Source organism: Paenibacillus sp. SYP-B3998, assembly GCF_010820665.1.
In the GTDB taxonomy this organism is placed as follows: domain Bacteria; phylum Bacillota; class Bacilli; order Paenibacillales; family NBRC-103111; genus Paenibacillus_E.
Genome location: NZ_JAAIKC010000022.1, coordinates 1 through 20462, shown reverse-complemented (window position 1 = coordinate 20462; position 20462 = coordinate 1). Strand labels below are relative to the sequence as shown.

General features: G+C 40.2%; 17 protein-coding genes and 4 pseudogenes. 13 read left to right on the top strand and 8 right to left on the bottom strand.

Annotated elements, in window-relative coordinates:
- Nucleotides 1–211: 211 nt before the first annotated feature.
- The 3 genes and pseudogenes from GK047_RS27715 to GK047_RS27705 form a co-directional block, all read left to right on the top strand.
- Nucleotides 212–715 (top strand): annotated as a pseudogene (locus GK047_RS27715) (helix-turn-helix transcriptional regulator); the annotation flags it as partial.
- Between the two features lie 86 nt (nt 716–801).
- Nucleotides 802–1782 carry an ABC transporter substrate-binding protein gene (locus GK047_RS27710; protein ID WP_163953820.1) on the top strand — a complete coding sequence of 327 codons (981 nt, stop codon included), beginning with the start codon at nt 802–804 and terminating at the stop codon, nt 1780–1782.
- Nucleotides 1783–1850: 68 nt separating this feature from the next.
- Nucleotides 1851–2216, top strand: a complete 366-nt coding sequence (locus tag GK047_RS27705) for a cupin domain-containing protein (protein WP_026010820.1) — start codon at nt 1851–1853, stop codon at nt 2214–2216.
- Nucleotides 2217–2404: 188 nt separating this feature from the next.
- Here the strand turns inward: GK047_RS27705 and GK047_RS27700 are convergent.
- From GK047_RS27700 to GK047_RS27685, 3 genes and pseudogenes are all read right to left on the bottom strand, one after another.
- Nucleotides 2405–2844, bottom strand: a pseudogene (locus GK047_RS27700) (zinc ribbon domain-containing protein); the annotation flags it as partial.
- 481 nt (nt 2845–3325) lie between these two features.
- Entirely contained in the window at nt 3326–3577 is a 252-nt protein-coding gene (locus tag GK047_RS27690) for a hypothetical protein (RefSeq protein WP_163953818.1), read from the bottom strand.
- A 358-nt stretch (nt 3578–3935) separates the two neighbouring features.
- On the bottom strand, nt 3936–4475 hold the full coding sequence (locus GK047_RS27685) for an NAD(P)H-dependent oxidoreductase (RefSeq protein ID WP_163953817.1): 540 nt from the start codon (nt 4473–4475) through the stop codon (nt 3936–3938).
- A 262-nt stretch (nt 4476–4737) separates the two neighbouring features.
- On the opposite strand from GK047_RS27685, the gene GK047_RS27680 reads away from it, so the two are divergent.
- The 3 genes from GK047_RS27680 (at nt 4738) to GK047_RS27670 (ending at nt 6554) form a co-directional block, all read left to right on the top strand.
- The gene (locus GK047_RS27680; protein WP_163953815.1) at nt 4738–5106 is read left to right on the top strand and encodes a winged helix-turn-helix transcriptional regulator; all 369 of its coding nucleotides are present in this window, start codon (nt 4738–4740) and stop codon (nt 5104–5106) included.
- Nucleotides 5107–5318: 212 nt separating this feature from the next.
- The gene (locus GK047_RS27675) at nt 5319–5621 is read left to right on the top strand and encodes a hypothetical protein (protein WP_163953813.1); all 303 of its coding nucleotides are present in this window, start codon (nt 5319–5321) and stop codon (nt 5619–5621) included.
- Between the two features lie 426 nt (nt 5622–6047).
- A complete protein-coding gene (locus GK047_RS27670) occupies nt 6048–6554 on the top strand; it encodes a GNAT family N-acetyltransferase (protein WP_163953811.1) in 507 nt (168 codons plus the stop codon).
- Nucleotides 6555–7191: 637 nt separating this feature from the next.
- Here GK047_RS27670 and GK047_RS27665 read toward each other — a convergent pair.
- Together GK047_RS27665 and GK047_RS27660 are read right to left on the bottom strand one after the other, a co-directional pair.
- Nucleotides 7192–7925: pseudogene (locus GK047_RS27665) on the bottom strand (IS110 family transposase); the annotation flags it as partial.
- 371 nt (nt 7926–8296) lie between these two features.
- Nucleotides 8297–8722, bottom strand: a complete 426-nt coding sequence (locus tag GK047_RS27660) for an SRPBCC family protein (protein WP_163953809.1) — start codon at nt 8720–8722, stop codon at nt 8297–8299.
- Between the two features lie 297 nt (nt 8723–9019).
- On the opposite strand from GK047_RS27660, the gene GK047_RS27655 reads away from it, so the two are divergent.
- The 6 genes from GK047_RS27655 to GK047_RS27630 all read left to right on the top strand — a co-directional run bounded on the left by GK047_RS27655 (nt 9020) and on the right by GK047_RS27630 (nt 15641).
- Nucleotides 9020–9724: a response regulator transcription factor gene (locus GK047_RS27655; RefSeq protein WP_163953807.1), complete on the top strand. Its 705-nt coding sequence runs from the start codon at nt 9020–9022 to the stop codon at nt 9722–9724.
- Nucleotides 9721–11547, top strand: a complete 1827-nt coding sequence (locus GK047_RS27650; RefSeq protein WP_163953805.1) for a sensor histidine kinase — start codon at nt 9721–9723, stop codon at nt 11545–11547. Before GK047_RS27655 ends, GK047_RS27650 begins: the two co-directional genes overlap by 4 nt.
- Nucleotides 11548–11858: 311 nt before the next feature.
- A complete protein-coding gene (locus tag GK047_RS27645) occupies nt 11859–12521 on the top strand; it encodes a GDSL-type esterase/lipase family protein (protein ID WP_163953803.1) in 663 nt (220 codons plus the stop codon).
- 27 nt (nt 12522–12548) lie between these two features.
- Entirely contained in the window at nt 12549–13955 is a 1407-nt protein-coding gene (locus GK047_RS27640; RefSeq protein ID WP_163953801.1) for an MBOAT family O-acyltransferase, read from the top strand.
- Between the two features lie 43 nt (nt 13956–13998).
- The gene (locus tag GK047_RS27635) at nt 13999–15147 is read left to right on the top strand and encodes a DHHW family protein (protein WP_163953861.1); all 1149 of its coding nucleotides are present in this window, start codon (nt 13999–14001) and stop codon (nt 15145–15147) included.
- Nucleotides 15144–15641, top strand: coding sequence for a DUF4358 domain-containing protein (locus GK047_RS27630; protein ID WP_163953799.1), 498 nt, complete (start codon nt 15144–15146; stop codon nt 15639–15641). The genes GK047_RS27635 and GK047_RS27630 overlap by 4 nt, the downstream gene beginning before the upstream one ends.
- A 372-nt stretch (nt 15642–16013) precedes the next feature.
- Here GK047_RS27630 and GK047_RS27625 read toward each other — a convergent pair whose 3' ends face one another.
- From GK047_RS27625 to GK047_RS27615, 3 genes are all read right to left on the bottom strand, one after another.
- Nucleotides 16014–16784 carry an ANT(4')-I family aminoglycoside nucleotidyltransferase gene (locus GK047_RS27625; RefSeq protein WP_163953797.1) on the bottom strand — a complete coding sequence of 257 codons (771 nt, stop codon included), beginning with the start codon at nt 16782–16784 and terminating at the stop codon, nt 16014–16016.
- A gap of 1460 nt (nt 16785–18244) precedes the next feature.
- On the bottom strand, nt 18245–19420 hold the full coding sequence (locus GK047_RS27620) for an MFS transporter (RefSeq protein ID WP_163953795.1): 1176 nt from the start codon (nt 19418–19420) through the stop codon (nt 18245–18247).
- 179 nt (nt 19421–19599) lie between these two features.
- The gene (locus tag GK047_RS27615; protein WP_163953793.1) at nt 19600–19983 is read right to left on the bottom strand and encodes a MerR family transcriptional regulator; all 384 of its coding nucleotides are present in this window, start codon (nt 19981–19983) and stop codon (nt 19600–19602) included.
- A gap of 341 nt (nt 19984–20324) precedes the next feature.
- On the opposite strand from GK047_RS27615, the pseudogene GK047_RS27605 reads away from it, so the two are divergent.
- A pseudogene (locus tag GK047_RS27605) lies at nt 20325–20462 on the top strand (DUF2975 domain-containing protein); the annotation flags it as partial.

Here is a 20462-nt window from a genome sequence, read left to right as displayed (position 1 = left end):
AATAGGTACGTAGGTCACTGAACTCGACACATGTGGAATGCTCAATTTTGTTGGTTCGCAAAGAATAGATGAGATGTGAAAGTATTGCTCGAATGTATTTGATTTTAATAATTGTGTACACTTAGGCTCTGTTATTAAACTATGGGCAGTTAAGATCAATCGAGGGGAACCGTATCATAAATAGGACGAAATTTTGAGTATTTAAATACCGCATTTTGAATTATCAACAGGACCATCTCCTCGTCTTATTGAATTAATTATGCGTCTTTGGCATGTGTATAATCAGCGTGGAGGCATTTCGATGTTTCAGACCGAAATGCTATTTCGTGACGTACTGAATGAAGCCTTAGTATGTGTTGATAATAGGCAAAATAGTTGCGAATCGCATACTTTATTCGAACGGGTATCTAATTATATTCATGAATATTATTATCAAAGCCTTACAATCGCATCGCTTGCAGAACAACATAACGTTAATCGAAATCGACTTTCTTACATATTTAGAAGACATGCAGGTATGGGACCAGCAGAATATTTATTAAAATATCGTATAAACATGGCGCAAGAAATGCTATTTACAAGTGATGCGCCTGTACAACAAATTGCGCAAACGGTTGAAATGGCTGACCCCTTTTATTTTAGTAGAGTGTTCAAGAAACAATGTGGCATTTCTCCTACTGAATATCGAAAGAAGTTCATCAATAATCCATGCTAATTTCAACATGCATCCATTCTAATCTAAAAATTACTTTACTATAATAATGGTTAACTAAAGAAACCATTATGTTGGAGGAATTTCGTATGCAAAAGATTAAAGGACTGCTAGTCTCAATGCTATTATTAGCAGGCATACTAGCAGGTTGTAATGAAGCACCTGCTGAAAATAAAGGATCAACTAAAGAAGGCGCATCTACATCAGCAGTTAATGTAGATGCAACTGATTGGCCGAGAACATTTAAGGATGCCTTAGGTAAAGAAATTGTTATCAAGAAAAAACCAGAAAAAATAGCCTCACTATGGTATTTTTATCCTGAAATATTAGTTGCATTAGGTGAGCCACCTGCTGCTTCGACTGAAAAAGAGTATCTATCTTCTTTATCTTATTTAAAAGGAAAGCTGGATTCAGCTGAAGAATTAGGCAATAAAGTGTCTCCTAGTATTGAAAAAGTTTTATCTATTAAGCCTGATTTTATTTTAGCAACAGAGCATCATGAAGCAGTGTATGATTCACTAGATAAAATTGCGCCAGTCATTACATTAAAATACAAGGACATCTATGAAGATTGGCAATATGGACTCCGTACAGTAGCCGAGATTATTGGAAAAGAAGACGAAGCAGAAAAAGTAATTGATAAAATGATGAAAGAAATCACAACTGGGCGTGAAGTATTAAAGTCGATGGAAGGAGAGACAGTAGCACTTATATTGTCTTGGGATGGAAAAACTTTTAATGTTCTAGGTGAAGGAAATCCGGTCTATAAAATTGCGTTTGATAAAGAAAAGGGACTGGGGCTTACACCAGATGATACATATACAGGTGCTAATAATGAATTTACTACGTTTGAAGGAATGTCAACTGTTCAAGCAGACCATATTTTCCTTATAGGTGACATTACAAAAGAGGAACAATTAATGAATGGCTTAAAACAAAGTAATGTATGGAATGCTATGAATGCCGTAAAGAAAGGCAATGTCTATTTAATGGATAATTCCGCTATTACTGGTGGGCCATTAGCTACTGAATACGCTATGCAAAATATATTAACTGCCTTGCGTAAGTAGATAATGGTTAGCTCTTGCCTGTTCTCTGTAACTGTAGCTTGAAGGCCAAAAAATAAGGAGTGATTACTATCCATTACCAAGCGATTAATCTAAATGAGAAACTATCTGAACTTAACGATCTTTGGTCTCTGAAAGTCATTGGTGAAATGAATGACTATCAATTTAAACTCATTAAGATTGCCGGGGAGTTTGAATGGCATAGTCATGAAGAGACCGATAAGGTATTTATGGTGATCGAAGGGGAGATGATCATTGATTTTCGTGATGGTCAGGTTAAAATCTCCAAGGGTGAGATGATTGTTCTCCCGAAGGGGATCGAGATGAAGCCTTCCGCCGAAAAGGAATGCCATATCATGTTGGTGGAGCCTAGAAGCATAGTAAACAATGACGGTACTGAGTCCGAATTAACTGCAGCCAATGATACTTGGATCTAGTGTTTGTTACTAGTACGAACTCAATGTATGAGAAAATGGTTCACATGACATTCCCACGGCTAAAGCCGCAAGGTCACTAACGTGACTGGGATTCTTGAGTAGTTAACGTCCTCAATCCATTTCTGCTTTGGACAACTCTCAAGATTAGGGCGTCTCATCGCCCCTCCTAAGACAGTGCATGTTTCATCTTAGGCTGACAGACTGTTACCATCTGCCACAGGTGCGTAGCGAATGTTCATCGCTCCCACAATATCACGATGTTTCTCAAATCCACATTGGCACTTGTATGTTCTATCGTGTGCCTTGTTCTTTTCTGAACATTTCGGGCATTCTTTTCGTTTTTACGACTTGTTCTTGTCGTCTGCCTGATATTCGTTAGTTGCTCTAAGCGAATGACAGAAATCTGATTCTCAACTGCAAAACTGACGATTTCACGACTAACCTTGTGGTCTTTGTCTTTCATCCATCTTTGTTCTTTATCATCGTCTGTGATGGCTACCGCAGGGACTTTCAGCCCTAAGTCAACGCCTAAAATACTTTTGCCTATTTTGTCAGATTTTGGAATCATGACAGAAAATTGGGCTATCCACTTACCTGAATGTTTTGTGATACGGAGTGTACCGAGTCTGGGCTAGCTCGACCTCACTATCCATGACCGCTTCGGCCACCCTGTACGGCCGCAAGAATGGTTCCTTGTGCCAATTCATGTGATTGATGAAGCGGTAAAACGTATTCGGGATGGCTCGATTACCAATGTGGTTTACGATCCTAAGACGGCCAGATTGGTCGATCTTGCTCAGTAGAAATGCCGTTTTTAACCCTTGTCTCTACAATGAAGGACACCCAATCAGGGTTTCCTTCATTTCGCTCTATAAATGTTACGGTGAACCATACCACAAGTAACGGCATGCTTTTTGGCGAGGTCTGCTAGAAAGAGACTTTGAACGATAGAGTTTACCCTTAGTCATTTTTTGCGAAAAATCCCGTTTCTGTCGATGATTCGGGCTATTTGTGCATCCTCTGATTGACGGAGGGCGAGCGTTCCATTGGTAGCTACAGGGGACGACAATCCTGTATACGGTCATGTCACTCTGTTGCAGTGTTTCTACTTACTCCGGCATACTGCCAAGCAATCCACAATCCTCTCGGTGCAGACCCAAGCATTCCAAATCGTACAGGTTGTCGCCAGCTTCTAGAATGACAATGTAGCCGTATCTGTCCAGCACAAAGAGACAGTCACATTCAACACCAATTTCGTCTTGCAGTTGGTTGAAGTGGATTTGGATGTCGGGGAGTAGGGTTGGGAAGAGGTTGGCTAATTGTAGCGTGGTGATGTCTTGTTGGGTTTTAATAATTCGCATTTGTTTACTCCTCGTAGTAAGATATCCCATTCCAAAAGAAAAAGGCCCCTCTACTGAGAGAGCAGCCAAAGAAATATGTTCTTTACCAGATACTATTGGATATGAATTCAAGCTGCGTTTTTGCATTTATCAACAGAGTCGTTAACCCTATTAACTCTCATCGTAACGCCTGCTCCTAGAAAATCATCAAGAAGAAAAATATGGTTTGTTGATTTGGGACATTTCGTGCATTACGATCTGTTAACCAATGAGTAAGGGCAACCAATTGAATTTTTGGTGTTGGATAATTCACAGGTAAGTGTTTTCGGAACTCGCTAGCAGAATCACAAAGAATGAGAACACCGGCGAGAACCTCTGATTAATTAACGAGTACCTTTGTGGAAGCACGAATATGTTCTACATACTTGCGGGCCTCCAAGCTCAATTCCTCATCCGTAGCCTCCATTGCATTGTACGTAACGAAGTCAGGCAGATATACTCCGCCGATATACTTGACGGTCTCCTGTATCGGTCTTAGGAACTCGCTGATCGTGGATTCGTTGCTGCCGCCCGAACGGTAATCCCGCTCGCTCGCGCCCGCTGTTGTCGCCATGATGAACTCCTTGCCCTTCAGATGATCTCCTCCTGTCCCATGCGCCCATCCGTGCGTCAACACATCGTCGAACCATTTTTTGAGCAGTGGCGGGGTACTGTACCAAAACAAAGGAAATTGAAACACGATCCGGTCATACTTGGTCAGCAGCTGTTGCTCCCTGTCTATGTCGATGGTCCAATCCAGATACTCCCCGTAAAGGTTGTGGACATCAATGTTATCATCCAGACTCAGCTCCTGAATAAGAGCGCGGTTGGCTCGGGATTGCTCCAGGGACGGATGTGCGACAATTACTAAAATTTTCATGAAGATCTTCCTCTCTCTGCTAGTAGATGGCGTCAGGGCTTCTTCCACCTGACACCCCTATTATTCAAGAGAATTCGAGCACTGTAAAGTACGCTGTTTTTCCATACTAGGTCAGATTAAGCGTACCTTAGATCACGCCTGGGTTCGCTTAAAGTATGGCAAACCGTACTAAGTATGTTTTTTCGGCGTATTGGTTATATCTGTATTATTTGTTACAATAACAGCATTCGAAGAAAAATGTAAGCAAGCGAGGAGTAAGTGTATGCCCGAAGATATAAGTAAATCCTTCCTAACTGAAGGAATCATGGTTACCCTTCAAGTGATTGGGGGGAAATGGAAGCCAGTCATTCTATACATCCTGCTGAATGAAGGCACCAAGAGGTTCGGAGAGCTGAGACGGATGCTTCCGACAATCACCCAAGGCATGCTGACCAATCAGCTTCGCGAGCTGGAACGGGACGGAGTGATCATTCGGAGAGTGTATCAGGAGATTCCACCCAAAGTTGAATACTTCGTTTCCGAGCACGGGCAAACACTCAGTACGATTATGGGCGATATGTGTGGATGGGGGTTCCAGCACACTGAGTACGGAAAGAACGCGAAGGAACAAGATCAGCTGTTAAGTCCATGATTTAAGCCTTGGTATCGTTGCTCGTTCAGGCACCTGACCCCGATAAGCATCGTCGATTGCGTGACCGGTTCATACAAATAAGTAGTCATAGTTATTTGTATGAACTTCGCTACGGCTTCCGCTGTATTCCATATTTACATCAGTTTTCGCGGAGTTTTAAGCAAGGTTCAAGTTTTATAAGACCCGAATTGGGGATTGCGTGGGTAAATAACATGTTGACCAAATTGCGATCAGTCGAAAAAATGGGTATTATCACCACCGTGGAATTTCAAGTACATCAAAGGGAATTTCATTTATTGATTTCGGATTATCGGGGTTTGGATATTACGAAAGTGATGTCGCTATGGGTATGGGTGGGTGTCCTATTTACTAAAAATGAATTACGGGATGATCTGCTTGACATTGCACAGTTAGAGGACTTGATGTTTTTGAATATATGCGAATACTACGCATTTCTGGTAGGTAGAAAAGATAAGCATATGTGGATACGTGAACATATACCAAGTCTGATTTAACTTTGTAAATCTTTGCTTAAAGGCAAAACGGTTTTTTATAATATCAATTAAGTAGGCTTAAAAAAACTAGAGAAGCCCATAATTATAGAAAACAAAGTACGCAGCCGATCTGCACCCTCTCTCCCATACAACACTAACGAAGTTCTATGCATCATTAAGGGGTTCCGCTAACGGGACACTATAGTTTAACAATCACCAGGACGAGGCTGCCGGTATGAAACGGCAGCCTCGTTGAGCTAAGGGGGAGTTTAGCGTAGTTTATCGCAGTGGTTAGTATTGAATTTAAGTCATGGGTGAAGCCAACAAAAGCAGCTGGTAAAGTTACTTACCTTCATGCTTCGCTAGTTGCGACTAACCTTCGGCTGAAATTTATGATATTCTATTGAATGTATGAAGCGAGAGATCTAGGAAAGGCGGGCACATGTCATGAAGCTAATGTTTCTACACGTGAATGCAGCGAAAGAAATCGCAGAGGTTGCTCGATTGGCGGCAGAAATATGGCGTGAATATTATGTATCCATTATTACAATCGAGCAGATAGATTACATGATTGGCAAATTCCAAGAGGTTCCAGCGATTACGGATCAAATCTATCATCAGGGCTACGAATATTACTTGATCCATCACGATAACTCCGCAGTCGGATATATGTCGGCCAGACAAGAAGAGGGGAAGCTCTTCCTGAGCAAGTTTTATATAGGCAAGGAGCACCGGGGACACAGCTATGCCAGCCAAGCGTTGGCATTCCTGGAGCAGCTATGTAAAGACCGAAACCTAAGCCATATTTGGCTGACGGTCAATCGTCATAACGAATCCAGTATTGCGATATATGAGAAAAAAGGCTTCAGGACCGTACGGGAACAAATTGTGGATATCGGGAATGGATTTGTCATGGATGATTTTATTATGGAAAAAGAAATTCCGGTTCCATAAGCGAAAAGGCGATACGCGAATACAAGGGACCGCTCTAGAGACAGGGCGGTCTTTTGTTGAATGATTCGCAAGGATCCCACCCTGCCCGGCATGTTAGTTGGTTCTGAAACGAAATTAAAGTAACTCCCTCGGTATGATTTAAATTCCTCACGTAAGCTCGTCTATTCGCAGGATTTCATCCTTTTATATTTCAATAATGAATGAAAGAGAGCTAGATATTTGAGGGCGAGTCGTTAAAAGGCATACGGGAACAGAGGTGGAGTTGACTCACCCAATTCATTCCAAATGCTGCACGTTTCTCCACGATGCCCTTAGAGATTTTCACTCCCATGTCTCAACGGGTCAATAGCCCTTTCATTCCTTCGTCACATCTATCCAAGGGGTGGAGGTCGGTCTTTCTAACGGAACGGGTCGGAGCCCTTTTGCGTAACGTATCCCGATACTCCGTGCTTTCTATGTCACCCTGCGAATACGCCAACTTGCGTGAGGGTAAGGTTTATTTTAAGCTGTCAATGCAAAGATTTTAGTTGGGTTGTAGGCTTCATCACTACGAGCCATTCCGACTAAGAGGCGAGCTAACTTTCCACATAACTTCATGATAGATTTCATCTTTTTAAGCTTTTTTACTTGGACATTAGGTTTGCTTGGCAAGATCGATGAGTAGGTGGGCTCTACGCACACCTGAATGCCGTTTCATGGATTTCTGCCATCCTTTAATGACATCGTCAGGACTTAGTTTACATAGATCAGTTGGGAGAGGAAAAAGCCGAAGGGTTAACAATGCACCTTTGCAAGTTAAGATCTTAAAGACTTGCCTCAGTTCAGGGAAGACAATGTCGACCCAACGGTGGATCTGATTAACTGCACTTACAAGCCTTTTAACGACTGTTTCTCGGTTAGCTATCAGGACTCGGAGCTCCTCGTACTCAGAAGAATGGAAACGGACGGGGGAATAGTAGCCGTTTTTCACCGTGTCGGCAATAACTAAAGCATCTTTTCTATCACTTTTTAGAACGTGTATTGTCGCGGTTTTCTTTATTCTTTTTGATTAGGTGAGGATTAACAAGCACGGCTTCAATTGCTTTTTTTTGAGCCAACCAGCAAGGCTGAGCCAGTAATGACCCGTCGGTTCCATACCAACGATTATTTTAGATAGCTTATATGAAGCTAACAAGTCGCGAATCCATTGTCGAGGGATTTGAAACCATCTTCGTCATTACTAAATTCTAAAGGATTACCGAGAGCGACTCCACGAAAGTTAACTGCTCTAGCAACATGAGCCTCCTGAGCAATGTCTACACCAACAACAATGTGATTAACGGTAATGTTTTCAATGAGTTGATTTTGCTTATCTTGTGATTTAAACTTCATAGTAGAGCGTCCTCCTGGATGATGGAATAAAGGGCTTTTGACCCGTAGCGTACTTCCATCGTACTGAGGCGCTCGTTTTTTTACAAAGCCGAAATTTATCCATCTACAGGAATCTAACGAGGGTTGAGGGTCTTGCTTCGCGGCAGCTCCTCTTCGTTTATTAAAGTATCGGGCAGTTTAACGCAATACTGTGTTTTATATGCAAATACGATCCGCAGTTAACGTCCTGGCAGAGCATTGTTTATAACACCCGGCGATTAGTCTCTAAACTTTAATTTTCTTAACATAAAAAACCTTCCATTCGGAAGGTTTAAATTAATGCTTCAATAATTATGATTAAAGCTGCATGTCCGATTCACTATATCCTAATCTTATTTAGAAATTTCACTATATTTTTTAAAATTGTCTAGAAACGCCTGCCAGCCTGCTTTTTGCATCTCAATGGAATTGGTGGTTTCTGCTTCAAAAGCTTCAATTACCTTAGTATCGTTTTCTTGACGAATAAAAGTGATTGCAACTTTTCTTCCATCTCCCATTGTGTAAGAGATAAATTCATTAATTCTCACTTCATCATAAACTCCACCAAGATCAAATCCAAAGCTTCCATCCTTTGCTTCCAATCTTGTAAGAAATTTGCCGCCAACCCTTAAATCATTTTCGGCATTTGGTGCATGCCAATCATCAGAAGCAAAAGACCATTTCGTTATATGCTGTGGTTCTGTCCAATATTCCCACACTTTTTCAGCTGGTGCATGTACCGTGGTTTCTACCGTTATTGTTTGATTAACTGTTTCCATTCTAATTACCGCCTCACTATTTGTAATTTAGATTATCTACAGTTAATTATACCATTAAACTAATGAAGAACCATAATCGAGGGGCCAGCATCGCGGCAGGTCCTCTTGTTTATTGAGCTAACGGACAGATTACTTCGATGCCTTTTTGTAGTTGAAATTTGAACTAGCCCAAATTATCTTTACACAATCTTTATTTGGCTATGTTATAAGTAATTTATAAAAACCTTTCAGTAAGAAAAAATATAAATAAGTTATCCCAGTATTAGTGTTATCCAAAAACATAGCAGGAGCAATTATATGCAAAAAACAATTTTGATCGTAGAAGACGAAGATATTTTGCGTGAAATAGTTAAAGATTATCTTCTGAATGAAGGCTATCAGGTTTTAGAAGCAGTAGATGGGAAAGATGCATTAACGTTATTTCAAGATCATGAAGTTCATTTGATTATTCTTGATATCATGCTGCCTGAATTAGATGGGTGGTCTGTATGTAGACGAATCCGGAAGTCATCCAATGTTCCAATCATTATGTTGACGGCACGAGTAGACGAAGATGATACTTTGCTCGGATTTGAGTTAGGTGCAGATGATTATGTAACTAAACCATATAGCCCAGCTGTCTTATTAGCTAGAGCTAAAAGATTGATTGATAGCAGGAATCGGGAAGAGCGACTATCGGATGCTTCTGTATCGCAGTCAAATAGTGATGCCTTAACTGCCTTTGGGATTCGGATGCACTTCCCTTCTCGTACGCTAACCATTGAGGGGGAGCATGTCTACCTGACATATACGGAGTTCCAGATCTTAGCCTATCTCATGCAAAATAAAGGCAATGTGATTTCAAGAGATCAGATCATCACGAAAATTTGGGGTTATGAATACGAGGGCGATGATCGCACAGTGAACACCCATATCCGTAACCTAAGAAGTAAGCTTGGGAATAAATCCAAACTAATTACTACGATTGTCAGGACAGGCTATAAGTTCGAGGGTAATGCATGAGAATGAGCATTGTATCTAAATTATTTACGCTAACCACCCTGTTATGTCTATTTATATTAGCTACGATTTATCTAGGGCAAACGATATTTTTCAAGCAATACTACGCAAACAGAAAAGTGAATGACATTAAAGCCAATATCCAATCTTTTAAAGATGATTATTTAAAAAGTGGCGGGAATGTACTTACAATTCAGAAGCTGGAGCAGGATTTTTATAGGCAAAATAATATATGGATTACGACATTAGATAGCCTAGGTAACTTAAAAAATGTGAATGATTTCTATGTGGAAGTCAAGATGGATGCAATTAAATCTAACAAGGAGTCATCTGGTAAAACGATGACCATTCCGCTCTATCATTTGATAAACATTAATGAGATTATAACGAGTGTTCCAAGTTCAGCGAAACTCCTTCTGACCACGAAAGCACGTGTTTCTATTTCAGCATATAAGAAGGGCCTTGCGTTAATTCCTTATCTTGTACAATTGGTGGGAAAAGAATCCAATATGTATTGGGAGAATGAGAAAATTTCCAAAAAGATATACGAGCTTCAAACGGAAAATGAAAATTCAAATACAGTTAAATCCATATCTCCTGAGATTTTACTTAACGGTACAATTACCAAAGTTCAATTCCCAAATGGAAGTGAATCCTCAAGTTTAATTTATACGAATAGCTTGTATATGGACAGATTGAAGGATTTTCAAGCCGCTTTAATATTCGATGATACGAAATACAGCTATGATTCCTTGCAAATTCTTGATTTCACGCAAAACGAAGTGAAATACAAGCTGTTCATTGACCCGATCAAAGAGCAAGATGGTACATTCAGTTATATTTTCTCGATAGCTTCGCTGCAACCTGTTGATGAAGCCGTACAGATGCTCCAAGATTATTATGTGTACTTGATTGCTATAGTTATGTTTCTCATTGTTTTTGCTGCTTTCTACTATTCTAGAAAGATCGCGAAACCCTTGCTGCAAATCAATAAGATGACTAAACGGATTGCAAGCTTAGATTTTTCGGAAACGATTGCAATTCGATCCAATGATGAAATTGGTGACTTGTCTCAAAGTATCAATTCTCTTTCTCAAACTCTGCATACCTATATCGAACAGTTGCAGAAGGACATTGAGAAAGAAAAGCAATTAGAACGTACACGAAGAGAATTTATTTCAGGGGTATCTCACGAGCTAAAGACGCCTCTTAGTGTTATGAAAGGTTGTATTTCGATTCTGAAGGATGGCGTTGCTACACATAAAAAAGATCATTATTTCGAAGCTATGGACAAAGAAGTGGATAAAATGGATCTGTTGATTGTGGATATGCTTGAGTTGGCCAAGTTTGAATCAGGCACGTATTCAATGAAGATGGATCTCTTTAGCATCGATAAACTCATTGAAGAGATTTGTGAAAAACTATCTGTGGAATTCAACGGTAAACAACTTCATGTGCATACCAAGCTTGCAACCGTTGAAGTCATGGCGAATCAACATCGGATCGAGCAAGTTCTTACCAACTTTCTAACGAATGCGATTCGCTATACACCAGAACAAGAACACATTTTCATTTCAATTCATGAAGAACAAGATCAGGTTAAGGTGTGTATTGAAAATAAGGGGGCTCACATTCCCACAGATCAACTAGATAAAGTATGGGACCGCTTCTATCGTGGAGATATGGCACGCAACCGAGCACGAGGCGGGACCGGATTAGGACTTGCCATTTCTAAGAATATATTGGAGTTACATGGTATGTCATACGGCGCGGTGAACACAGAAGACGGGGTTTTGTTTTTCTTCTGGTTAAAGAAACAAGTTTAAATACTTAATAACCACTTTTCATGACGTGTTTTTTAACGTCTGGAAAAGTGGTTTTTTTTCGCGTAATCTTCACCTCATCTTTATTTCGACTCCGCTTTATCTTCATCTGCCTCTATTAAAATAACTCTATGAAATGAATATTTCAACTAGATAGAGTTTGCATAGAGAGGAGATCCAATTATAAAAAAAGTATGATCCTTGCCTTATCCGCTATCCTATTGCTTGTTTCTGCTACATGTGTATTTAAGGTACAGGCGAATAGCCTAACTAAATTCAGTTGCTTAACTTAAAAAAGAGAGGAAGATTTTGAAATGTTAAAAAAATATATGGCCATGCTATTTATCGGTTTACTCACTATATCCCTCGCAGCCTGCGGAAATCAAGACGGCGAACAGGCCTCTGGGGCAAATGAACAACAATATGAATCAACCACTACAGTGGATAAATCCTATAAATCCATCTTTAGAACAAGTGTATTTTTGGGAGATTCGATTACCGAAGGACTGTCCTTTCACGAGATTTTGGATGACGCGAATGTGATGGGGAAAGCCGGTGCAACGGCATTATTCGCATTGGATGACGTCGATGTTTTAGCAAGCAAAAACCCGAAAAATGTATTTATCCATTTGGGGTCGGATGATATCTTATGGCCGACTAACAATCCCAAGGAATTTTCGATGACGCAATACGCGATATTGATCGATAAAATCAAGGGGAAACTGCCAAATGCCAACATCATGATAGTATCGGTTACACCGGTTACAGCGGAGGCCGAGAAGGAAGAACCTCGTTATAAAAATATCAAGGATTATAATAAGGGACTGAAAGAGCTAGCTGCAAAGGAACAGGTGAAATTCATTGATTTATCTCCGGTATTTCAAAATAATCAAAACTTGCACGATACAGATGGCATCCATTTTAAAAAAGAATATTACACGCTTTTATTAGACTTTTTGAAAGATCAAGTGAAATAGGCGTTTTGCTTAGGAGGTAGATGAACGTTGGTATTTAGTAGTCTTATATTTCTTTTCTTGTTTCTGCCTCTGACGATTCTTGTTTACTATGTCTCACCTAAGGTTCTTCGGAACTTTGTCCTGCTCGTCGTAAGTTTGGTGTTCTATGCATGGGGTGAACCGCTATATATACTCATCATGATCTTTTCTACGGGTTTCGACTTTATGAACGGTTTGCTGATCGAGAAGTATAGAAGTCATAAGTGGATTGCTCAAGCGATATTTATCAATTCCTTGGTCGTTAGTATAGGGATACTTTGTTTCTTCAAATACTATGGCTTTGTCGTAGATAATATCAATCAACTATTCCACTTGAATATTCATGTGACAGCTCTGCCGCTTCCAATAGGAATATCCTTTTATACCTTTCAGACGATGTCTTATATAGTGGATGTCTATCGGGATAAAGTAGCTGCACAAAAGAATATGATATCTTTTGGTTCCTATGTGACGATGTTCCCACAGCTTGTTGCGGGTCCGATTGTGAAATACGGCGATATTTCCAAGCAGTTGATTGCAAGAAAAGTGGCTTTGGATCAGTTTGGTGAAGGCGCAGAATTATTCATTAGAGGGCTTGCCAAAAAAGTGCTGCTTGCTAATAATATCGGACTGCTTTGGACGAGTGTGAAAGTAACGCCGATGGACGATCTTACGGTGCTTTCAGCATGGCTCGGCATCTTGGCCTTTACCTTCCAAATTTATTTTGACTTTAGTGGATATTCAGATATGGCACGGGGGCTGGGTAAGATGTTTGGGTTTAATTTCATGGAGAACTTCAATTATCCCTATATATCCAAAAGCGTAACGGAGTTTTGGCGTAGGTGGCACATCTCACTGGGCTCTTGGTTTCGTGAATATGTCTACATTCCGCTTGGCGGTAATCGAGTAGGGAAGCTGAAGCAGTTTCGAAATCTGTTCGTGGTATGGCTGCTGACCGGATTATGGCATGGGGCAAGTTGGAATTTCGTTCTATGGGGACTATACTTTGGTTTGTTTGTAACGGTTGAAAAGCTGTTTCTACTAAAATGGCTTACGCATAGACCTAGCTTTGTAGGACATCTTTATACATTGATAATCGTGATTGTAGGGTGGGTACTCTTTGAATTCGAAGATCTTTTTGTAGCGATGGAATTCATCGGAACGATGTTTGGTTTCGGCACGCATGATTTTGCGGATCGTCAGGCTCTGTATTATTTATCGACGAATCTCGGATTGTTACTGGTTGTGGCGATTTGCGCAACACCGCTTCCCCAAAGGGCTTTTCAATACCTCAAAGACAAGTTGAACATGTCAGGCGTTATCGTGGCTCAGGCGATTTATGTCAGTTTAATGGTTCTTTCAACAGCTTATTTGGTCAATGAAACCTACAACCCTTTCTTATACTTTAGATTTTAATCGTATGGCTGCTACGCTAGCCACCTTAGAATGAGGTGATTTTCTGAAAAGATATGATAAATTGAATAAATACTTGATGGCCATAGTACTCTTATTGTTTATAGCACTTATACTTGTACTCAATTTATTCAATCCGAATAAAATATTTTCAGATTCGGAGAATCGGAATTTGGAGCAGCTGCCGAAATTCTCATTTCAAAGCCTTGTCTCTGGGAAATTCACTTCTAATTATGAAAAATATATATCTGACCAGTTTATGGCAAGAAATTTGTGGATCGGAGTGAAATCAGATGCGGATCGGGTTCTCGGGAAAAAGGAAAGTAACGGAGTTTACTTGGGTAAGGACGGATTCCTGATCCAGAAGTTTAGTCCACCTGCAGCGGAGGACTTGAAAGAAAAGGCAGGAGCGATCAATTCCTTCGACATAGCCACACCTACACTACGTAAATTTGTGATGCTCGTGCCAACGGCTGCCAGCGTATTGGACAATAAACTCCCTGATTATGTCGCGGACAGCGATGAGTTGATGTATATCGATAAAGTGAAACAATCTCTCCGCGGAGACATTCGATTTCTCAATCTATATCCCGCGTTAAGTTCTAAAAAAGAAGAGTATATTTTCTATCAAACGGACCACCATTGGACCACAAGAGGCGCTTATTATGGATATCGGGCGTTGAGTGAACAAATGGGCTTTACTCCTAAGGATGAGGCGTATTTCAACATTACGAAGGTGACGGATGAATTCTACGGTTCGCTCTATTCCAAAAGCGGATTCAGACACTTAAATCCAGATAGTATCGAACTTTTTACACCGAAGGAGAAGGTAGCTTACAAAGTAGAGTATGTCGATGAGAATCAAAGCACGGATTCTCTCTACGAGATGGATAATATCCGCAAAAAAGATAAATATACTGTCTTTTTAGATGGGAATTATCCGCTCGTAAAAATAACAACGGGCAATCCAGAGGGCAGGAAGCTGCTCGTGGTCAAGGATTCTTATGCCAACTGCTTTATTCCCTTTTTAGCGCCACATTTTAGTGAAATCTATGTTGTAGACCTTAGATACTATGAAAAGAATTTGAATACGCTCCTATTTGACAATCAGATTAATGACATGCTGCTTCTATATAATGTAAATACATTTTTTGAAGATCCCTCAATTAAAAATATAAGTGAGGGGATCGAATGATAAAGCAATTTGAAAATATCAACCAAAAATGGTTTATGGGCATATTCGTATATATCATTGTCTTCGGTGCTTCAGTAGGTTGTTCTAGCAAGGAAGAAGGAGAGAGTCATCTTTCAGCCCTCGAAGTGGGAAAACATATTAAACAGACAGTCAAGCTTGATAACTTGAAAGAAGATGATACGCATAAACTGGAAAAGTTGTATCAAATCAAACCTCAGGAAGTAGAGAGTTTTATTCTTTATACAGCTGTAACCAATATAAAAGCCGACGAACTGACTGTCATTAAAGTGAAGGATGCAAATCAACTGGAGAGCATCCAAGAGAAAATATTGAAAAGAATAGAAGCGCAAGAGGTCAAATTTAAAGATTATCGTCCGGACCAATATTTTCTCGTTGAGAAGCATGTCCTAAAAAAGAAAGGAAACTATATCTTTTTCGTAGTATCCGAGGAGGCCGAGCAAATGGAAAGCGCATTTGATGAAGCGTTCAAGTAACCAACAAAGGTCGAAGGGGTTCCATGAATGATTGTATATGGTCGACCTCGACTAGGAAAATCAAGAGATGTAAGTTTCATAACCTTTTACGAGTCCATCCGAGACCATGCTAAAACAGATTTGAAGAATCTGTTAAGTGAAAATAAAGTATTTTCGAAATGGAATATAATGAGGAGGACGTAGCCTAAGCGAAGGCGTGGAGCATCCTTTTGTTGAACTAACGAGAGTTTAGTAGTTCAGCGAATACTGTATGGGGAGAGATTCGACATCCTACCAAGTCTTGATGATTCGCATCCAAAAAAGACCCCTCGCGAAAGGGGTCTTTGGCATATCAAAATCATAATATATTAATGTAAGTGTCGCATTTGCAGATCAAAAGGGGATTCGTTGTGTACTAATTACGTAGTCATGTTCGGCTGCCCAATTCACAAGGCCATTCCAGTAATTTTCACAAGCTGCAACGATCTTTGAAGGTTCTGCTAATTCTCCAGACATAACCATCCGAACAACATTGTCGAATCCTTCTGGACGACTAGGCAGTTCTAGTGATTCCGGTAGAACCATTGAGCCAGTCGAGAAAAGTCTTTGGTTGTGCAACCCTACTAACATCGCTCCGTATTGGGCGAACTCCATTGCCAAGTACGGCAAGTAGGTGTGAGGGCCGTTAAGACTGACATTTCTTAGTTTCCCAATAAGCTCGTACACTTCCCCTACAAGGACTTCATTGATTGCATGCCTGAAATCTTCCTTTGTTGGTGCTAAGGCAGCTTCCTTTAATTTTTGGAAAAAGCCTTTTGGATCATACAGGCTAAGTTGAGAAAAGAATGGTCCATGCGTCAAAGGCCATCTTCCCTCAACAGTAGAGGCGGAATTAAGGAGAATGTCCGCACTACAGACGTCCACTTCTGCTTTCCATGGCCCTGCCGACCATTCATAGCTAAAATCTACGGATTCGCTTGATTTATTTAGTACGCAAAACATCTCAATGTCCGAGAAAGGACCGTCTGTACCTCTGGAAACAGAACCGTAGACCCCAATGGCAAGGATTCGTTCTCGGTATACCTCACGTAATCTCGAAGCAATTTCGTGGCAGGTCTGGAGTCTTTCGTTTCGTGTAATATTTACAGGTCCATTCATGTGCATTAGCGTGCATCTCCCTTTGATTAATTTGGGTGAATAGCGACTAACACATGGATGGAGGACCTCGGGCTTAACGGGGGACTTTTTGAGGATGCATTGGATTTCCTCCTACAAGGTTTATTATGGAAATTGTACCCAAGAAAAGTTGTTTTTGCAAGGTGCGGATCGGCGTTTTTAAAAAATTTGCAGTTACAGAAAGCGTGGAGAACCGCAACACAAAGTGAGCGTGGGATCGTTACGAAGGAGCTCAATAAATTGGCTTTTACCGCATTTGAGCTTCATGCTAAAATACATGTGTACCAGTTAACCTCTGAGTCTAATGTGGAGCATTGAAGACTTCTATAAAGTAATTGTGGTGGCCAGCTGAGGTGATTTAGTTGAATGCTGAAAATAAAGAGTTCGCAGAAAAAGCCATAACCCATATATTTGTTGGCAGTCAATTAGATAGTGTGAAATCGGTCATGAACCAGCTAGGATACAAAGGTGTTCTATTCCTCCTAGCTCCTCCCGGTGGGCTACGTCCGCCATCCCCTCTATCAATCTCTCAATCCTTCATGTCTTTAATTATTAACAATACGATGAAAGATAAGTGCAGATATCCACAATCTTAAATCTTTTTAAACCCTGCCCTTTTTTTATAATCATAACGGGGTATCGCCAACAAAACGCTGATTTACAACGCTGAGCCGTCAATGTGTCCAGCTAGGCTCATAGAGTCGGTGAATGAGGCGTCAGAAAAAGACGAGAACGACCCTATCTAGACGATTTTAAGACTGCAGTCTGACATCAGTTTGGGGTATATCTCAAACAGACAGATCGATTTCGTTAATGACTGAGAACGAAGGATTGGCAAGGGTTTTCAGTACGGCAAGACTTCTTATCGTGGTAAAAATAGATGTTCTTTGGGTAAATTCCCCCTTAACTTTGTTAATCCGCGTTTTGCTGGTGGGACCCCATTTAGACTTGCTTTCTATTTTTGAGTCTTTAGGCTCTTCTTTGTTCAGATCGGAATGAAGCCTTAATTAGAATTGGTCTAAAAAGAGAAAAGACACTCCTGCAAGGAGCGTCTTTTTAGTGAATCACAGTTAGCTATGGGAAGAAATCCATTGTGTTTTCACAGTTACAGTAAGGATACACCGGTAATGAGATGCTTGTCATCGCCACTCCCGGGGATGGTATTTCTACATGGGCTCCTGATTCATTCAACTAACGAAAAACTATAGTTCAACACTGAGAAGGGCTGTCGCTAGGCAGCCTTTCGTTACGCTAACCGAGAACGATAATTGAATCAGAAAGGGAGCAGAACTGAAGACTCAAAGGCTAGATGGGATACGTTTGCGGAATTGTTGTCATTCAGTTTTTACGAAAGAACAATGTGTGCAGTACAAGGGTAATTGGGACGAGTTAAAAACAGCGGCAGTCTAGGACTATTTTGCGTCCTGATCTGCCGCTGGTTCATTTTATCAATCGTTTGATTGATAGATCTTCTCTTGTTTTTGATCAAAAAGCTTTATTTTTAGTCCAATACAGATGAATGCAAGCATTAGAAAAATTGCACCGCTAAAAATAATCCGTTGTATTCCCAGTTGGGATAAAAACCAGCCACCTGTTACGGTGCCTAATGCGACACCCAAATTTCCAAAGGATACAAACAAGCTGTTGGCAAACTCAGGTGCTTCTGATGCCTCAGAAGTTAACCAAGTTTGGCTTACAATGAGACCGCCGGTAAAAATAGCCCCCCATACTATGATAATAACGGTCATTGGAATGATATATGCCCCTGCATAAGATATCAATAAATAAATCACTCCCATGACCAAAGGATAATAAATGGTAGTTTTGATCATATTTTTACTTAATAGCTTTGCTGTCTGCAGGTTACCGAAAACACCGCTCGCCCCAAAAAGAATCAACATGGCACTTATTGTTTTACCATTCATGTTCGTTACTTTTCCAAGATATTCAGCAAAATAGGCATATACGGAGTATAATGCTGCAAGAATGAAACAAGCGGCTGCAATGCTAAGCCATAATTGAGGTTTCACCAAAACTTTCAATTGTTTCCCGTAGGACAGTTTTTCTGTTACTGGTAGGGATGGAATCCAACTTATAATTCCGATAAATGTGATAACATTAATAATTGCGGAAAAGAGAAATGCAGCGTCAAGTGAAAACTGATCCCCAATAAATGATGTGATCGGAACCCCTAAAACCATCCCTACAGTTACGCCTGTAAAAACTCTGCCCACTGCCCTGGCACTTTGTTCTTTTGGGACAGAACTGGCAGCAGCCGCAAATGCAACTGAGAAATAAACGGGATGAAGAAAAGCAGGTAGGACACGAACAATTAATAGAACCGTGTAGTTAGGGGCGAATGCTGAAACAAGATTGGAGATTGCAAAAAGGGCAATGACACCTGCTAAGATTTTTTTACGATTTATTCCTGAAAATAATAATGTCATAAACGGGCCCGAAAGCGCGATGATAAGAGCAAACATGCTTACAAGTAAACCTGCTTGGGAAACGCTGATTTGGAAATTCTTCGTAATCTGCGGTAAAACGCCCACAACACCAAGTTCCGTATTGATGATTCCAAATATGCCGAGAGCGATGATATAAGTAAGAAATGGCTTTTTCATGTGAATGGGTATCATCTCCTCTATTTGATCTAAATCCTATATAAACAATAAATGGAATGAAATGGTTTCCATTGATATGCGCTCTCAAAAATATCATTTGGTGTTGCTGGTTTCAGGCAGCTCCACACCGATATGATATTTCTTGAGATGGTATGATACTTTATCGTAAATATACTTATTTAATGCTCTTTTGCAAAATTGTCCTCCATTTCCTTGTAAATAACGATTTTATGTGCAAGCAAATTTAGATTTTCCTGAAGTTCAACCATGTGTTGTTGAACTTTTTCATAGTGATCCTCGAGAAGTATCCTCCGTTCAGTTAGAGTTGAATCACCCTGCCTCCGGAGTTCGGCGATTTCTAGCATTTTGGTAATTGACATTCCAGTGGCTTTAAGACGAGTTAAAAACTCAATCCAAGTAATGTCTGCTGAAGAATAACATCGATACCCATTTTCATTGCGATCAATGGAACATAGCAGACCTATATTCTCATAATAGCGAAGTGTGTGGACACTAAGACCTGTGACAGTAGCGACTTGTCGAATGCTTAATAAGTTTTCCATGAACCAAGTATATACCTTCGAGTAAACTCGAATGCAATGATTTTCTTTGGGTTAGGGGTTTCACCAACAAACGCGATATGTTGGCAGGCTTGTCGGATCACCATAAAAGTTGTACCGATTGTCGCTGAGAGAAATAAGTTGTATTTGGCAAGCGTTGCAGCGTTACAGCCCTTCGCTCCGCTAACGGGCAGTTTTGTTGAATAAGTTGTAAATTTAACATTTAAAATTAAGAGCATTTCTTTGTAATGAGAAATACTTTTTATTTTTATCAAAAACGATATTAATTTATTGTAAAACGATAAATTATGTTGTAAAGTAAAAACTGACATTAAATAAGTGAGGTGCAGTTTACGAAACGAGGAAAAACACTCTTTTTGAAGATAGCTGTTATTCTTATTGGAATCCCAATTCTCGCTTTGTGCATATTTTTAGTGCCTAAGATTGGGAATTTTGCTGGAGAATTGTATCCAGAAACGGCT

What these genes read in the sequence shown, in the direction of transcription:
- GK047_RS27710 (WP_163953820.1), top strand. Translation starts at nt 802, where the DNA reads ATGCAAAAGATTAAAGGACTGCTAGTCTCAATGCTATTATTAGCAGGC.
- GK047_RS27690 (WP_163953818.1), bottom strand. Translation starts at nt 3,577, where the DNA reads ATGCGAATTATTAAAACCCAACAAGACATCACCACGCTACAATTAGCC.
- GK047_RS27685 (WP_163953817.1), bottom strand. Translation starts at nt 4,475, where the DNA reads ATGAAAATTTTAGTAATTGTCGCACATCCGTCCCTGGAGCAATCCCGA.
- GK047_RS27680 (WP_163953815.1), top strand. Translation starts at nt 4,738, where the DNA reads ATGCCCGAAGATATAAGTAAATCCTTCCTAACTGAAGGAATCATGGTT.
- GK047_RS27675 (WP_163953813.1), top strand. Translation starts at nt 5,319, where the DNA reads ATGTTGACCAAATTGCGATCAGTCGAAAAAATGGGTATTATCACCACC.
- GK047_RS27670 (WP_163953811.1), top strand. Translation starts at nt 6,048, where the DNA reads ATGAAGCTAATGTTTCTACACGTGAATGCAGCGAAAGAAATCGCAGAG.
- GK047_RS27660 (WP_163953809.1), bottom strand. Translation starts at nt 8,722, where the DNA reads ATGGAAACAGTTAATCAAACAATAACGGTAGAAACCACGGTACATGCA.
- GK047_RS27655 (WP_163953807.1), top strand. Translation starts at nt 9,020, where the DNA reads ATGCAAAAAACAATTTTGATCGTAGAAGACGAAGATATTTTGCGTGAA.
- GK047_RS27650 (WP_163953805.1), top strand. Translation starts at nt 9,721, where the DNA reads ATGAGAATGAGCATTGTATCTAAATTATTTACGCTAACCACCCTGTTA.
- GK047_RS27645 (WP_163953803.1), top strand. Translation starts at nt 11,859, where the DNA reads ATGTTAAAAAAATATATGGCCATGCTATTTATCGGTTTACTCACTATA.
- GK047_RS27630 (WP_163953799.1), top strand. Translation starts at nt 15,144, where the DNA reads ATGATAAAGCAATTTGAAAATATCAACCAAAAATGGTTTATGGGCATA.
- GK047_RS27625 (WP_163953797.1), bottom strand. Translation starts at nt 16,784, where the DNA reads ATGCACATGAATGGACCTGTAAATATTACACGAAACGAAAGACTCCAG.
- GK047_RS27620 (WP_163953795.1), bottom strand. Translation starts at nt 19,420, where the DNA reads ATGAAAAAGCCATTTCTTACTTATATCATCGCTCTCGGCATATTTGGA.
- GK047_RS27615 (WP_163953793.1), bottom strand. Translation starts at nt 19,983, where the DNA reads ATGGAAAACTTATTAAGCATTCGACAAGTCGCTACTGTCACAGGTCTT.